Origin of the sequence: Streptococcus sp. 3874, assembly GCF_013276425.1 — a bacterium.
Lineage (GTDB): Bacteria > Bacillota > Bacilli > Lactobacillales > Streptococcaceae > Streptococcus > Streptococcus pseudopneumoniae.
This window is the reverse complement of record NZ_VMLA01000004.1, coordinates 25,589-40,408: the sequence shown is the minus strand read 5'-3', so window position 1 is coordinate 40,408 and position 14,820 is coordinate 25,589. Positions and strand designations below refer to the sequence as shown.

Sequence of the window (14,820 nt, the reverse complement as noted above, 5' to 3'; positions counted from 1 at the left end):
AACCTGCGGCTAGCTTCCTAGTTTGCTCTTTGATTTTCATTGAGTATTAGAACATACAAAGGAGGTCGTCATGGACAATATCATCGATGTGTCAATTCCCGTTGCAGAAGTGGTGGACAAGCATCCAGAAGTCTTGGAAATTCTAGTGGAGTTGGGTTTTAAACCCCTTGCCAATCCCTTAATGCGCAACACAGTTGGTCGTAAAGTATCGCTCAAACAAGGTTCTAAGCTTGAAGGAACTCCTATGGACAAGATTGTCCGCACGCTGGAAGCAAACGGTTACGAAGTGATTGGGTTAGACTAATGGCAGATGAACGAATTCATGTCCTGCGGGATATTTTGTTAGAATTGCATAATGGCTCCTCTCCTGAGTCGGTTCAGGAGCGCTTTGATGCGACCTTTATAGGTGTTTCAGCCATCGAGATTTCCCTTATGGAGCACGAGCTGATGAACTCAGACTCAGGTGTCACCTTTGAAGATGTCATGGAACTCTGTGATGTTCATGCCAATCTTTTTAAAAATGCTGTTAAGGATGTCGAAGTTGCAGATACCGAGCACCCAGGTCACCCAGTTCGGATTTTCAAAGAAGAAAATCTAGCCCTCCGTGCGGCCTTGATTCGTATTCGGAGATTGTTGGATACCTATGAGTCTATGGAAGATGAAGAAATGCTGGCGGAGATGCGCAAGGGCTTGGTGCGTCAGATGGGTCTTTTGGGGCAATTTGACATCCATTACCAACGTAAGGAAGAGCTCTTCTTCCCCATCATGGAGCGCTATGGACACGATTCACCTCCAAAAGTTATGTGGGGAGTGGATGATCAGATCAGGGAACTCTTTCAAACAGCTTTAGCGACAGCCAAGTCACTACCAGAAGTGTCAATTAGCAGCGTAAAAGAAGCTTTTGAAGCTTTTGCGACAGAGTTTGAAAGTATGATTTTCAAGGAAGAATCTATCCTTCTCATGATTCTCCTTGAGTCCTTTACTCAGGATGACTGGCTTCAGATTGCGGAGGAGAGCGATGCCTATGGCTATGCTATTATCCGTCCGTCTGAGAAATGGGTGCCAGAACGCCAGAGTTTTGTTGAGGAAAAGAGTGAAGAGGAGCCTGTACAGCTAGATACGGCAGAGGGTCAAGTTCAGCAGGTTATTGATACGCCAGAAGGACAGTTTACCATTACCTTTACCCCTAAGGAAAAGGAAGCAGTGCTGGACCGCCATAGTCAGCAGTCTTTTGGTAATGGCTATCTTTCAGTCGAGCAGGCTAATCTCATCCTCAATCACCTCCCCATGGAAATTACCTTTGTCAATAAAGACGATATTTTCCAGTATTACAATGACAATACGCCAGCTGATGAGATGATTTTCAAACGAACGCCGTCCCAAGTCGGGCGCAATGTCGAACTCTGTCATCCGCCTAAGTATTTGGACAAGGTCAAGGCTATCATGAAGGGACTTCGTGAGGGGACCAAGGACAAGTATGAAATGTGGTTCAAGTCTGAGTCGCGAGGTAAGTTTGTCCACATCACCTATGCTGCAGTACACGATGAAAACGGAGAATTCCAAGGTGTACTGGAATACGTTCAGGATATCCATCCCTATCGTGAGATTGATACGGACTATTTCCGTGGATTAGAATAAGGAGAAAAAATGAGTTACGAACAAGAATTTATGAAGGAATTTGAAGCTTGGGTCAATACCCAAATCATGATTAACGACATGGCGCACAAGGAAAGCCAAAAAGTTTACGAAGAAGACCAGGACGAGCGTGCCAAAGATGCCATGATTCGCTACGAGAGTCGCTTGGATGCTTATCTGTTCTTGCTTGGTAAGTTTGAAAACTTCAAAGTAGGCAAGGGATTCCATGATTTGCCAGAAGGCTTGTTTGGTGAGCGAAATTATTAAACGAGAAAGATTCTTGATTTTTCACTAAAATCTTGATAGAATGTTTATGTTAAATCCTTGTCAGAGCAGGGATTTTTTATTGAAAGGATTTTATCATGTCAAAGAAACTCAATCGTAAAAAACAATTGCGAAATGGCCTCCGTCGCGCAGGTGCCTTTTCAAGTACTGTGACTAAGGTTGTAGATGAGACAAAAAAAGTCGTGAAGCGTGCAGAACAGTCAGCAAGCGCAGCTGATAAGGCTGTTTCTAAAAAAGTTGAACAAGCAGTAGAAGCTACCAAAGAGCAAGCTCAAAAAGTAGTTAATTCTGTAGAAGATTTTGCAGCAAATTTGGGTGGACTTCCACTTGATCGTGCCAAGACTTTCTATGATGAAGGAATCAAGTCTGCTTCAGATTTCAAAAACTGGACTGAAAAAGAACTCCTTGCCTTGAAAGGAATCGGCCCAGCTACCATCAAGAAATTGAAAGAAAATGGCATCAAGTTCAAGTAATTTTTCTTTAGTCTTGCATTTCCGAGAAAAACTTGCTACAATAGAGCCATTAGAGGTGTTTTGAATCCCACATTTTACAGAAAGTGGCGGCGCTGAGAAGTCCACAAATGTGTCAAAACTGGTTGCTAATGACTGAAAAAATGAAATATTTCTGTCTTTTTATTTTAAAGACTAAAGATGCGGGCTTGGCCCGAAATTGGGTGGTACCGCGGATAAACACATTCGTCCCTGTCATGTAGATGGCAGGGATTTTCTTTTGCGTCTTAGTCAAAGGAGCTTGTTATGAAGCAATCTTTTAAAACAAGTAAACTCTATTATGGTTTTCCTATCTTCATTTTGGGGTATCAGGATCAGAATTTTGGACACAATATTACGACCTGTAGCTCCTCTTATAGCTTGGGAGATTGGCTAGCCATTGGTGTCGGAGCTGAGGAAAATGCGGCTGAGCAAATCAAGCATTACCAGAAGTTTACTGTGAATATTCCTGATGAAAATCTCATGCTCGAGATGGAGCAGGCTGGTTTTATCAGTCATAGAGAGAAATTGAAACACCTGGGGCTAGACTACGAGATTTCTGAACGGACTCAGGCACCGATTTTAGAGGTTTGTCCAGTCGTGTTAGAATGTCAGGTAGATAGGATTGATGAGGAAGAGGGAATTTGTCATATTTTCGCTAAGATTGTTGAGCGATTTGTTGACCCAGAACTTTTGGATGAAAAGGGACATTTTAGAAATGACCGTTTTGCACCTACTTACTTTATGGGGATGGCCACCAGCGCGTTTATCGCTATTTAGATGACCGAGTAGACCCTATGGGGAGCTTCATTAAGAAAGCGAGGATGAAGGATGTCAAGAGCTGAATTACCAGAACGATTAGAAACCGAACGACTCGTCCTACGAGTTCGTACAGTGGCAGATGCTGAGGATATCCATACCTACGCTAGTTTGCCAGAGGTCGCCTATCCAGCAGGTTTTCCTCCAGTCAAGACCTTGGAAGATGAGATTTATTATCTGGAGCACATTCTTCCGGAGCGTAATCAAAAGGAAAATCTCCCAGCAGGCTACGGGATTGTCGTCAAAGGAACGGATAAGATCGTTGGCTCTGTCGATTTCAACCATCGCCATGAAGATGATGTGCTGGAAATCGGTTATACCTTACACCCAGACTATTGGGGGCGAGGTTATGTGCCAGAAGCAGCGCTTGCCTTGATTGACTTAGCCTTTAAAGATTTGGGTCTTCACAAGATTGAACTAACTTGCTTTGGATATAACCTTCAAAGTAAACGAGTCGCGGAAAAGCTTGGCTTTACCCTCGAAGCTCGCATAAGAGACCGAAAGGATGTTCAAGGAAACCGCTGTGACAGTCTGATATATGGCTTGCTGAAGAGCGAGTGGGAGGTGATTTGATGCATCTTTTCATCATTGGTGCTCCAGCATCAGGAAAAATGACCATTGGTCAAGAATTATCTCGACTGACGGATGCTACCCTATTTTATAACCATCAAGCCATTGATTTTGCACTAGAAATCTATCAGGACTATACAGAGGAAATGTGGGAATTTGTTCGTGGAATCACTTTTTCATTCCTTGGAGCAAGTGCAAGAAATCAGCGATCAGTAATTTTAACAGATGTAATTGATTTTTCAAATCAGTATCAGCTGATGTATTTAAAGCAAATTCAGAATTTGTTGGATGATTATCATCAAGAGATTCTTTTTGTTGAGTTGGAAACAAGTCTTGAAGAGTGCATACGTCGAAATCGAACGGAGAATCGATTAAAGCACAAACCCTTAAAACGGCATATTGAGGTATCTGAAAGAGAAATTTTAGAGACCGCTGAAACACTTCAATTAAATTCCCAATATCAACCGAATGAGTTGCACCACTACTTTAAAATAAATAATACGAATTTGTCTGCAGAAGAAGCTGCTAAGCAAATTCAAAATAAAATGAATACAATAGAGAAAGGACACACACATATCTAAACAACTTCATGAAGACGTTCTCAAGACTCAAGAAGTTCAAAAGTCTCAATCTTTTTCGTTCGTGATTCCTACCACCAAATGTAACTGGAAAACTCTACCTTAATCGCGCTTGGAGTACACCCTTCAAAGTAAACGAATCACAAAGAAACTGGGATTTCCCATTTAAGCCTGTATCCGAGGTCGTAAGAATATCCAATACAGCAGAGGTAGAGTTTGATTTATTGAAGAATGAGTTAGAGGAGAAAATAGATGGCTAAAAAGAAAAATAGAAAAAAGAATTAAACCGCCAGCAAAAGTTGGATATCAAAGTCGTTTCTGAAGAAGAGGTTGTCTGGACAGAACTACTGGCTAAAAAACCAACTTTTGTAGAACGTCGGACCATTCAAAATTTCGATGAACTACATACAACAGTGATGCAATATGCTGATGAACATGGAGAGTATCCAGATGTTCAGCTAATCAATTACCAACTGAAAAATAGGATTTTTGATTAGAATCAGGATCATGCTTTATTTAGAGAAGCTATGCATACTCCAAATACACAGAAGCGAAATGAACTGTTAAAACAAGTTTTAAAGATCAATCCAGATTATTTTGCTGCTGATTTTCACCCATTCTTATCAGAGGTTGAAGATTTTGATTTACCAACCTTTAGATTAGATTTAGGAGGCAAAGATTGAAATTAATGTATTATTTTAATACTGACAATAGATTGAAGAATCTTTTTGCTCAAACTTGGAAAATACTTATGTATGCGCTAACGTATTTTCCAATAATATCTCTAATTGTATTCTGTCTTACCGATTTTAAATTAGTTATAATTTTACAATTTGCCTTGATACTAATATATGTGTTTAACTATAAAAATCGATTTAATAAGTTTAGAGTTTTTCTTACTAAAAGTACTAAATCTTTAGCTTTTATGAACGCATGGGATGGAATATTTTGCGGAATCTTGACTTACATTCTTTATAACCTAAATCTAGTTGAATCAACTTTAATCAACTTATCTCAATATTTTTTTATTAATTATGGCATAAGTAAAAATCACATAAATAACTGGATTATCATTGTAATACTTTTAATATTACCATTTGTATTATCTGTTATAAAAACTGTAGGATCAATCAAGATATTTCAAAAAGTTAATAAAATAGATATCGTAAAGGGAAAGACACTATTTCTAAAGCTATTGATTTTCATTCCGATTTAATAACTGACATTTTTATATTTAATTCATTTATTGCGCTTTATTTAATATTCTGGTGGAGAATTCATAATCTAATTAGACATGGTGCAAAAGATACCAAAGAAGTAATAGCATCATGGCTAACTGGAACAATCTGTATATTGTTGTTAGCAATATTTAATCAAGTTGAAAATGAATTAATAAATGCTTTAACCTGGTTTTTGCCAATATTAATTCCTAGTCTAATTGGAGAAATAAATTCTCAATTTGATACAAAAAAATATAAGAAAAAACCAATAAGAACTGAGAAAATGGATAGACACCTCTATCGAACTCAACTATATAGTTTTCTTACTCTATTAATGTTGAGTATTATTCCAAAGTTAACCGAAATTATTTGGGGTTTAAAGATTAAGATGAAATTGGTCGAATTTATAACTCCCGCAGCTGATTGGATGTCTGAATTATTTGCCTCAACTATAATTATTTTCGTTTGTTTCATATTATCATTAGTTATTGGGAAGGCTATAATTTGGTTATTACAGTATTTCTATTTAAACACCCATAATGGATATTACGTGTATCGTGACAACATGCACAGTGTATTAATAAATCGTAGATATAAAAGAAATATTCATAAAAGGAGAAAAAATAATGTCTAATCAACTTTCACCTAAATACACTCCATCCTATGTTTAGGCTGGTCGTTACAAAAATGCCTTGATACGGATGTTTTCAAGCCGGCAGGAGATCAAAAGGCTAAGCCTTATTCAATCGTGATTCCCACCACCAAATGTAACTGGAAAAAACTCTACCTTAGTCACGCTTGGGGGATAACTTTCAAAGTAAACGAATCACAAAGAAACTGAGATTTCCCATTCAAGCCTGTAGCTGAGTCCCAAAGGATATCTAAGCCAGTTGAGTCGGGTCTATTGAAGAATGAGTTAGAGGAGAAAATAGATGGCTAAAAAGAAAAATAGAAAAAAAGAATTAAAACGCCAGCAAAAGTTGGATATCAAAATTATTTCTGAAGAAGAGGCTGCTTGGACAGAAATAATGGCTAAAAAACCAACTTTTGTAGAACGTCGTACCATTCAAAATTTCGATGAACTACATACAGCAGTGATGCAATATGCTGATGAACATGGAGAGTATCCAGATGTCCAGCTAATCAATTACCAACTAAAAAATAGGACTTTTGATTGGAATCAGGATCACGCTTTATTTAGAGAAGCTATGCATACTCCAAATACACAAAAGCGAAATAAACTGTTAAAGCAAGTTTTAAAGATCAATCCAGATTATTTTGCGGCTGATTTTCACTTATTCTTATCAGAAGTTAAAGATTTTGATTTACCAACCTTTAAAAAAGTACTGGATTTTGAAGTTCTAGTTTTAGAAAAATGGAAAATGAACGGATACAATAGTTGGAATTATTTTGAAGCTCGCCCTATCCTGTCTGCTCTGATGTTTCTGATTGAATATTATATGACAGAAAAATTTTACTTTAAGGCTTTGGACTTGGTTAACTTATACTTAAGTAAGCGACCAGAACGTTTTCCTCCTAATTTTGTCTTCTGTATGCTTTCCTTGTATCATATTACTGGTCAGGAATTAAAGGTTGAACGTTTCTATTGTGAAGAATTAAATAAAGGAAAGCGGGATGATACCATCCTTATTCATGCCATCATCTCTGCTTTTTCTCAAGGAAAAATTGAGGAAGCCAGTCAGCTATTTGCAAAATTAGTGGAAATCAATGATGAAGCTGTTGAATTCTTCATAGAGAAAGACTGGCAATTCAATATTTTAGACATTGAAGAACAAGAATGCTATTGTCCAAATTCAGTTGAATCGCTACAAGCTAGTTTGTATCCTCTGCTTGACTATTTACAAGAAAATATTATCTTAACAGAATTTTTAACAAAAGAAGCCAAGAAATTCCGTCGTAAACCAGTATTTTCGAATCATTCCAGTGTGTTAAGAAATCTATCCCAGGTTACAGACTGGTACTCCTTTATGAGCGAGGAAAAAATGAAGGGAATCCGGATGGATCTTGTTCGCATCTTTGTTGAAAATGGGATTCGTACATCTTCAGATTTCAAAAAATGGACTGAAAAAGAAGTTCTCGCTTTGAAGGGAATTGGTCCTGTAACCGTTAAAAAGCTGAAAGAAAACGGCATAAAGTTTAAGAAAGAGAAGTAATTGTTTATGGAAGGGGGGAGGTGAAATTGTCTTGAATGAAATTTCTAATTTCATCCTGTATACTACACCCAATGGCCATGTTCAGCTAGATATCCTTTTACAAGATGAAAATCTTTGGTTGACTCAAAAAGGTCTTGCAGAGCTCTTTGGAGTTGAACGAAGTGTCATTACAAAGCACTTAAAAAACATTTATGATAGTGGTGAGTTGGATAAGGTGTCAACTTGTGCAAAATTTGCACAGGTTCAACAAGAGGGAAATAGAACTGTCCGACGTGAACTTGAATATTACAATCTGGATGCTATCATTTCAGTTGGCTATCGCGTAAATTCCAGCAAGGCTACTCAATTTAGAATTTGGGCAACCAAGACCTTGAAAGAATTTATCATCAAAGGTTTTGTTTTGAATGATGAACGCTTGAAACAAGGACAGACAGTTTTCGGACAAGATTATTTCCGTGAACTTTTAGAACGAATTCGCTCTATTCGTTCTAGCGAGCGCCGAATCTATCAACAAATTACGGATATCTTTGCCGAATGTGCCATAGATTATGATCGAAACTCGGATATTACTAAAAACTTCTATGCTATGGTGCAAAATAAATTTCATTATGCAATTACTGGAAGTACGGCTGCAGAAATTATCTATCAGCAAGCTGATGCTAGTAAAGAAAAAATGGGATTAACTACTTGGAAACATGCACCTGATGGACGAGTGCTCAAATCAGATGTAACGGTAGTCAAAAATTATTTGCAAGAAAAAGAAATTCGACAACTAGAGCGAACTGTTACAGCCTATTTTGATTATATCGAGGGTTTAGTTGAGCGCCGTAATACGTTTACAATGCGAGGATTGGCAGATAGTATTGATCGCTTTCTATCCTTTAATGAATATGAAATCTTAGAAGGAAAAGGAAGCATTTCCAAGAAACAAGCAGACTCAAAAGCCATCCAAGAGTATGAAAAATTTAACCGAACTCAAAAAATTATATCGGACTTTGATAAACATATTCTGAAGATAATGAGAGAAAGTTAATGTAAAATTTTTATACAGTTTCTTTTTTACTAATAGAAGATACTGAAAAAATCAGATGTGCTGAATCAAGGCATATCTTCTACATACTAATTTTATTTAAAGATATTAACTAGAAAGGACACACACATGTCTAAAGAACTTTCACCTAAATACAATCCAGCCGAGGTTGAGGCTGGTCGTTACCAAAAATGGCTTGACGCTGATGTTTTCAAGCCTTCAGGAGATCAAAAGGCTAAGCCTTATTCAATCGTCATTCCGCCACCAAACGTAACTGGGAAACTTCACCTTGGTCACGCTTGGGATACGACTTTGCAAGATATCATCATCCGTCAAAAACGCATGCAAGGCTTTGATACCCTTTGGCTTCCAGGTATGGATCACGCTGGGATTGCCACTCAGGCTAAGGTTGAGGAGCGCTTGCGTGGAGAAGGCATTACACGTTATGACCTAGGTCGTAAAAAATTCCTCGACAAGGTCTGGAAATGGAAAGACGAATATGCCACTACTATCAAGGAACAATGGGGTAAGATGGGGCTCTCTGTAGACTACTCTCGTGAGCGTTTCACTCTTGACGAAGGTTTGTCAAAAGCTGTTCGTAAGGTCTTTGTGGACCTTTACAAGAAAGGGTGGATCTATCGTGGTGAATTCATCATCAACTGGGACCCAGCTGCACGCACAGCCCTTTCTGATATTGAAGTTATCCACAAGGATATCGAAGGTGCCTTCTACCACATGAACTACATGCTGGAAGACGGATCTCGCGCCCTTGAAGTTGCGACCACTCGTCCTGAGACCATGTTTGGGGACGTTGCGGTTGCGGTCAATCCAGAAGACCCACGCTACAAGGACTTGATCGGTAAAAACGTCGTCCTTCCAATCGCTAATAAATTGATCCCAATCGTTGGTGATGAGCACGCAGATCCTGAGTTTGGTACTGGTGTCGTGAAAATTACACCTGCCCACGATCCAAACGACTTCTTGGTTGGTCAACGTCACAACTTGCCACAAGTCAATGTTATGAACGACGACGGTACTATGAATGACTTAGCCTTCGAATTTGCAGGCATGGACCGTTTTGAAGCTCGTAAGGCAGTCGTTGCTAAGTTGGAAGAAATCGGTGCCCTCGTTAAAATTGAAAAACGTGTCCACAGTGTTGGTCACTCAGAGCGTACTGGTGTTGTGGTTGAACCACGCTTGTCTACTCAATGGTTCGTCAAGATGGACCATTTGGCTAAGAACGCCATTGCCAACCAAGACACAGAGGACAAGGTTGAATTCTACCCACCTCGTTTCAACGATACCTTCCTCCAATGGATGGAAAATGTCCACGACTGGGTAATCTCTCGTCAGCTCTGGTGGGGTCACCAAATCCCTGCTTGGTACAATGCTGAGGGTGAAATGTACGTTGGCGAAGAAGCTCCAGAAGGTGACGGATGGACTCAGGACGAAGACGTCTTGGATACTTGGTTCAGTTCTGCCCTTTGGCCATTCTCAACTATGGGCTGGCCTGATGTCGACTCAGCAGACTTCAAACGTTACTTCCCAACTTCAACCTTGGTAACAGGTTACGACATCATCTTCTTCTGGGTGTCTCGTATGATCTTCCAGTCATTGGAATTCACAGGCCGTCAACCATTCCAAAACGTGCTTATCCACGGTCTCATTCGTGACGAGCAAGGACGCAAGATGTCTAAGTCTCTCGGTAACGGGATTGACCCAATGGATGTCATCGAGAAATACGGTGCCGATGCCCTTCGTTGGTTCCTTTCAAACGGTTCTGCACCAGGTCAAGACGTCCGCTTCTCTTACGAGAAAATGGATGCCTCATGGAACTTCATTAACAAGATCTGGAACATCTCTCGCTACATCCTCATGAACAATGAAGGCTTGACCCTTGAGCAAGCAACTGCCAATGTGGAAAAAGTTGCCAACAAGGAAGCTGGAAATGTCACAGATCGCTGGATTCTCCACAACCTCAATGAAACCATCGGAAAAGCAACTGCCAACTTTGACAAGTTTGAGTTTGGTGTGGCTGGACACATCCTCTACAACTTCATCTGGGATGAGTTTGCGGACTGGTATGTTGAGTTGACCAAGGAAGTCCTTTATAGTGACAACGAAGAAGAGAAAGTCATCACGCGTTCTGTTCTCCTTTATACTTTGGATAAGATTCTTCGTCTCCTTCACCCGATCATGCCATTCGTGACAGAGGAAATCTTTGGACAAATCTCAGAAGGCTCTATCGTGACAGCTGCATACCCAACTGTTAATCTAGCCTTTGAAGACCTTGCGGCTCACACTGGTGTGGAAAGTCTCAAAGACTTGATCCGTGCCGTTCGTAATGCGCGTGCGGAAGTAAACGTAGCACCAAGTAAGCCAATCACAATCCTTGTTAAGACTAGCGATAGTGACTTGGAAGCCTTCTTTAACAGCAATGTCAACTACATCAAACGTTTCACAAATCCAGAACACTTGGAAATTGCATCAAACATCCCTGCACCTGAACTCGCAATGTCAAGCGTCATCACAGGAGCAGAAATCTACTTGCCACTGGCAGACCTCCTCAATGTCGAAGAAGAACTGGCTCGTCTCGACAAGGAACTGGCTAAATGGCAAAAAGAACTAGATATGGTGGGCAAGAAACTCTCTAACGAACGCTTCGTCGCCAATGCTAAACCAGAAGTCGTCCAAAAAGAACGCGACAAACAAGCCGACTACCAAGCCAAATACGACGCGACAGTTGCACGTATTGATGATATGAAGAAGTTGGTGAAGTAGTGTGAAGTGAGATATACTTGGAAGATGATTTACACCTCACACCTGCTTTTTTATGTAGTTTGTGTTAAACTGATAGTACTGCCTCCATGGTGAAAGGAGAATATATATGAAACTAACAATAGAAAATATAGGTAATGTAAAGAATGCAGAAATTGAAATAAATGGAATTTCAGTTATTGCAGGTCAAAATGGCACTGGAAAAAGTACAATAAGTCGTTCTTTATTTTCAATATTTAGTGCCAATTATGATGTTATAAAAAAAATTTCTAACGATCGAACTAAAGCAATTAATGATTTTTTAGAAGACTATCTCTCTGATATCGAAATGAATCGTAAAAATAATTCTGAAATAGGGATTGCTAGAAGAATCGTTCCGAGTTTCCTTTATACAGAATTGACAAAAATCATTTCAAAAAATTTATTGATATTTCTTGATAAAAATTATAGTGAACATAATAATGAATCCCTTAAGAAGAGTATCATTGAATCAATTAATGAATTCAATAAACGAAATTCAAAATACTTTGTATTAAATATTAAGGATTTGGACCTAAATGTTTTATCTGAAAATATAAAAGAAATTCTATCTCAGTCAGACCAATCTATCTTTAACCAAATTTTAACTGCTCATTTAACTGATGAATTTCATAATCAAATAAATAATATATACGACCCATTGACAGGACTAATTTCTTTAAGAATAAAAGATGAACAAATAAATGTTGAAGTTAACAAAAATAGAGCTACTGCAGATAAATTGATAAATTTTAAAACAGATGTAGTATACATAGATGATGCTGCTGCAATAGTTGAAAATTTATTTTCAACTAAATTTTTAAATAAATTTTCAACTAAATTTTTAAATAAATTTTCAACTAAATTTTTAAATGAATTTTTAAATAAAATTGATTTAAAATTGGATCATAATGCTTATTTAATGGAGCAGCTTAGAGATGAAAGAAACAACACTTACACATTACGAGCTAAGATAACTGACAGATTAAATTTGGTGTTTAATGAAATAAATCATATATTGAAGACTGATATTGTTAATAGTTCAGAAGATGAGGAAGATGAAAAAAAACTTAATATAATCAATTATTCTTCAGGTATGAAAACGTTCTATTTAATTAAATCTCTTTTAGAAAATGGTGTGATTAGAGAAAATGGGACACTCATTTTAGATGAACCAGAAGTCCATTTACATCCAGAATGGCAATTGAAATTTGCTGAAATTATAGTATTACTTCAGAAAGAATTTGGATTACATATCTTAATCAATTCCCATAGTCCTTATTTAGTTGAAGCGATTGATATATTTAGCAAAAAAAATGATACAAATGATTCTGTTAAGTATTATCTTGCTAATAGTTCTATTGAAGATGTTACTGACTCGATTGATAAGATTTATGAGCAAATGTATGTTCCTTTAAATCGCCTTGAGGAGCTAGCGGAGGATTTTGATGGTGAGTAAAATAATTTTCTCTATATTACATGATTTTAATATTAGATTTTCTGAATGTCGTAGCGATATTAAAACCTGCTCATATGATTCTGATTCTAACTATAATTTGGTAAACTCTAAATATACTTGTTATAATTTTGATAAGATTTCAGAAATTATTTTTAAAAAACATAGCTTTGATAAATGGCAATCTGTAGATACAATTCTGCCTCTTCTTCCTGTAGATGCTGATAGTAAATTATATTTAATAGAGTTTAAGAATTCAAAAAATATTCCATATGCTAACGTTAGAGCTAAAATATTATCGAGTTTGTTCCTACTAGAAAATTTTTATGGATTGCAAAAAACTGATTATAAAAAAATAGTGACAGTTACTGTAGTTAAATCACAAAAAGGTAAAAGACATTTAAATGAAATTAGACAACATCAGGCAAAAATAAGTGGTAAGTCACCTTATAAAGTTGAAAATTTTAGGGCTTTAGAAGATTTTTATGGAATTGAATCTTTTAAATATCCCCCTGAAAAATTTATAGAATTTATAGAGAATAATAATTTAGTCAGTTAAAATTAAAATACTAAAATTTTATAGCTTTGATTAAAAACCAGCTCACTACACAACAACCCCTCTAAGTTCGAACCGCTCTGAGAAGTACAACATTGCAGTTTCTTCTCAGGTGTTGGGGGATTTGAACAAACCAACGAGTTCAGAGTGGTGTATCCTATGAGTTTGATAAGTATGCAAGCTAGAATTATTCATTTAATCAAACCATTCATCCAAAAGGCATTACAAATGAGTGCATGGGATGTTGAGTATAACTCTTTTATTACTTCTTCATAGAACTTATTATGAATGTTTTTTATAGTTCACCCCAATTTCACCATTTACCGATGACACAGAAAAACAATTGAAAGGATATTTCTATGCAACCAACTTACAACATTGACAACCCAAACTTGTCTTATGAAGCTAAGCGTGACTTATGGCGGATAGGTTTTGGTCTGCAGAAAGTTGACAATCTAGTGCCATCAGCGTATATGGAATCTTTGGCTGAGAAACAGTCCCGGGGTGAACTGACTTACGAGCAGGTTTATGAGGATGCAACGGCTTATCACCATACTATTGATGCAAGTACGGAAGAGGCAGACTTGGTTTCTCTACGTATTGTAGAACTATTGTCTCGAAGAGGCTTTAGCTTTAGTCCTGCGACCTTACTTGCTATTCATAAGGAGTTGTTTCAAGATATATTTGAACCCTCTATTCCGGTGGGGCAATTTCGTCAGACCAATATCACAAAGAATGAACCTGTTTTGAATGGTGAAAGTGTTGTGGACTCTGATTACTCCATGATTCAAATGACCTTGGATTATGATTTTAATCAGGAAAAACAAGTTGCATATGCGACACTAACTCAGGCGGATGTGGTTAAACAAATCCAGCATTTTATTTCAGGAATCTGGCAGATTCATCCATTTCGCGAAGGAAACACTCGGACAGTAACGGTCTTTTTGATTCAGTATCTTCGTGAGTTTGGTTTTGATATTGATAATACACCATTTCAGCAACATGCCAAGTATTTTCGTGATGCCTTGGTATTAGATAATGCAAAGATTTTACAGCGACGTCCTGAGTTTTTAACAGCTTTTTTTGAAAATCTCTTGCTCGGTGGTCAAAATGATTTGTCTTCAGAAAAAATGTATCTAGATTTAGACCTCGATTTTTTATAATCCTAATACTGAGTAAACATTGAATTTTAGGAAAAAATGAAGTAAATATT

At 37.6% G+C, this 14,820-nt stretch carries 14 protein-coding genes and 1 pseudogene; all 15 read left to right on the top strand.

The window, feature by feature from the left end; translation table 11 throughout:
- The first annotated feature begins 70 nt into the window (after nucleotides 1–70).
- The 15 genes and pseudogenes from HT703_RS00445 to HT703_RS00375 all read left to right on the top strand — a co-directional run bounded on the left by HT703_RS00445 (nucleotide 71) and on the right by HT703_RS00375 (nucleotide 14,770).
- Nucleotides 71–304 (top strand): DUF1858 domain-containing protein, encoded by a 234-nt coding sequence (locus HT703_RS00445; RefSeq protein ID WP_000368739.1) that lies wholly within the window; start codon nucleotides 71–73, stop codon nucleotides 302–304.
- Nucleotides 304–1,638 carry a DUF438 domain-containing protein gene (locus HT703_RS00440; RefSeq protein WP_172929811.1) on the top strand — a complete coding sequence of 445 codons (1,335 nt, stop codon included), beginning with the start codon at nucleotides 304–306 and terminating at the stop codon, nucleotides 1,636–1,638. Before HT703_RS00445 ends, HT703_RS00440 begins: the two co-directional genes overlap by 1 nt.
- Before the next feature lie 9 nt (nucleotides 1,639–1,647).
- Nucleotides 1,648–1,902 carry a DUF1912 family protein gene (locus HT703_RS00435; RefSeq protein WP_023933271.1) on the top strand — a complete coding sequence of 85 codons (255 nt, stop codon included), beginning with the start codon at nucleotides 1,648–1,650 and terminating at the stop codon, nucleotides 1,900–1,902.
- A gap of 95 nt (nucleotides 1,903–1,997) precedes the next feature.
- Complete coding sequence (locus HT703_RS00430) at nucleotides 1,998–2,393, top strand: helix-hairpin-helix domain-containing protein (RefSeq protein WP_054392955.1); 396 nt, start codon at nucleotides 1,998–2,000, stop codon at nucleotides 2,391–2,393.
- Between the two features lie 282 nt (nucleotides 2,394–2,675).
- A pseudogene (locus tag HT703_RS00425) lies at nucleotides 2,676–3,253 on the top strand (flavin reductase family protein).
- Complete coding sequence (locus HT703_RS00420; protein ID WP_023933266.1) at nucleotides 3,240–3,800, top strand: GNAT family protein; 561 nt, start codon at nucleotides 3,240–3,242, stop codon at nucleotides 3,798–3,800. The pseudogene HT703_RS00425 and the gene HT703_RS00420 overlap by 14 nt, the downstream one beginning before the upstream one ends.
- Nucleotides 3,800–4,378: an AAA family ATPase gene (locus HT703_RS00415; RefSeq protein ID WP_031222973.1), complete on the top strand. Its 579-nt coding sequence runs from the start codon at nucleotides 3,800–3,802 to the stop codon at nucleotides 4,376–4,378. The genes HT703_RS00420 and HT703_RS00415 overlap by 1 nt, the downstream gene beginning before the upstream one ends.
- Nucleotides 4,379–4,674: 296 nt before the next feature.
- Nucleotides 4,675–4,872: a hypothetical protein gene (locus HT703_RS00410; protein WP_007284866.1), complete on the top strand. Its 198-nt coding sequence runs from the start codon at nucleotides 4,675–4,677 to the stop codon at nucleotides 4,870–4,872.
- 30 nt (nucleotides 4,873–4,902) lie between these two features.
- Nucleotides 4,903–5,058: a hypothetical protein gene (locus HT703_RS00405; RefSeq protein WP_004237269.1), complete on the top strand. Its 156-nt coding sequence runs from the start codon at nucleotides 4,903–4,905 to the stop codon at nucleotides 5,056–5,058.
- A gap of 1,469 nt (nucleotides 5,059–6,527) precedes the next feature.
- Nucleotides 6,528–7,769 carry a hypothetical protein gene (locus HT703_RS00400; RefSeq protein ID WP_050971555.1) on the top strand — a complete coding sequence of 414 codons (1,242 nt, stop codon included), beginning with the start codon at nucleotides 6,528–6,530 and terminating at the stop codon, nucleotides 7,767–7,769.
- Nucleotides 7,770–7,800: 31 nt separating this feature from the next.
- Nucleotides 7,801–8,802, top strand: a complete 1,002-nt coding sequence (locus HT703_RS00395; RefSeq protein ID WP_031243479.1) for a virulence RhuM family protein — start codon at nucleotides 7,801–7,803, stop codon at nucleotides 8,800–8,802.
- A gap of 126 nt (nucleotides 8,803–8,928) precedes the next feature.
- Entirely contained in the window at nucleotides 8,929–11,580 is a 2,652-nt protein-coding gene (locus tag HT703_RS00390; RefSeq protein WP_023933260.1) for a valine--tRNA ligase, read from the top strand.
- 106 nt (nucleotides 11,581–11,686) lie between these two features.
- The gene (locus HT703_RS00385) at nucleotides 11,687–13,054 is read left to right on the top strand and encodes an AAA family ATPase (protein ID WP_172929809.1); all 1,368 of its coding nucleotides are present in this window, start codon (nucleotides 11,687–11,689) and stop codon (nucleotides 13,052–13,054) included.
- Nucleotides 13,044–13,610 carry a hypothetical protein gene (locus HT703_RS00380; RefSeq protein WP_000253751.1) on the top strand — a complete coding sequence of 189 codons (567 nt, stop codon included), beginning with the start codon at nucleotides 13,044–13,046 and terminating at the stop codon, nucleotides 13,608–13,610. The genes HT703_RS00385 and HT703_RS00380 overlap by 11 nt, the downstream gene beginning before the upstream one ends.
- A gap of 356 nt (nucleotides 13,611–13,966) precedes the next feature.
- On the top strand, nucleotides 13,967–14,770 hold the full coding sequence (locus tag HT703_RS00375; protein WP_172929808.1) for a Fic/DOC family protein: 804 nt from the start codon (nucleotides 13,967–13,969) through the stop codon (nucleotides 14,768–14,770).
- The last annotated feature ends 50 nt before the right edge of the window (nucleotides 14,771–14,820 follow it).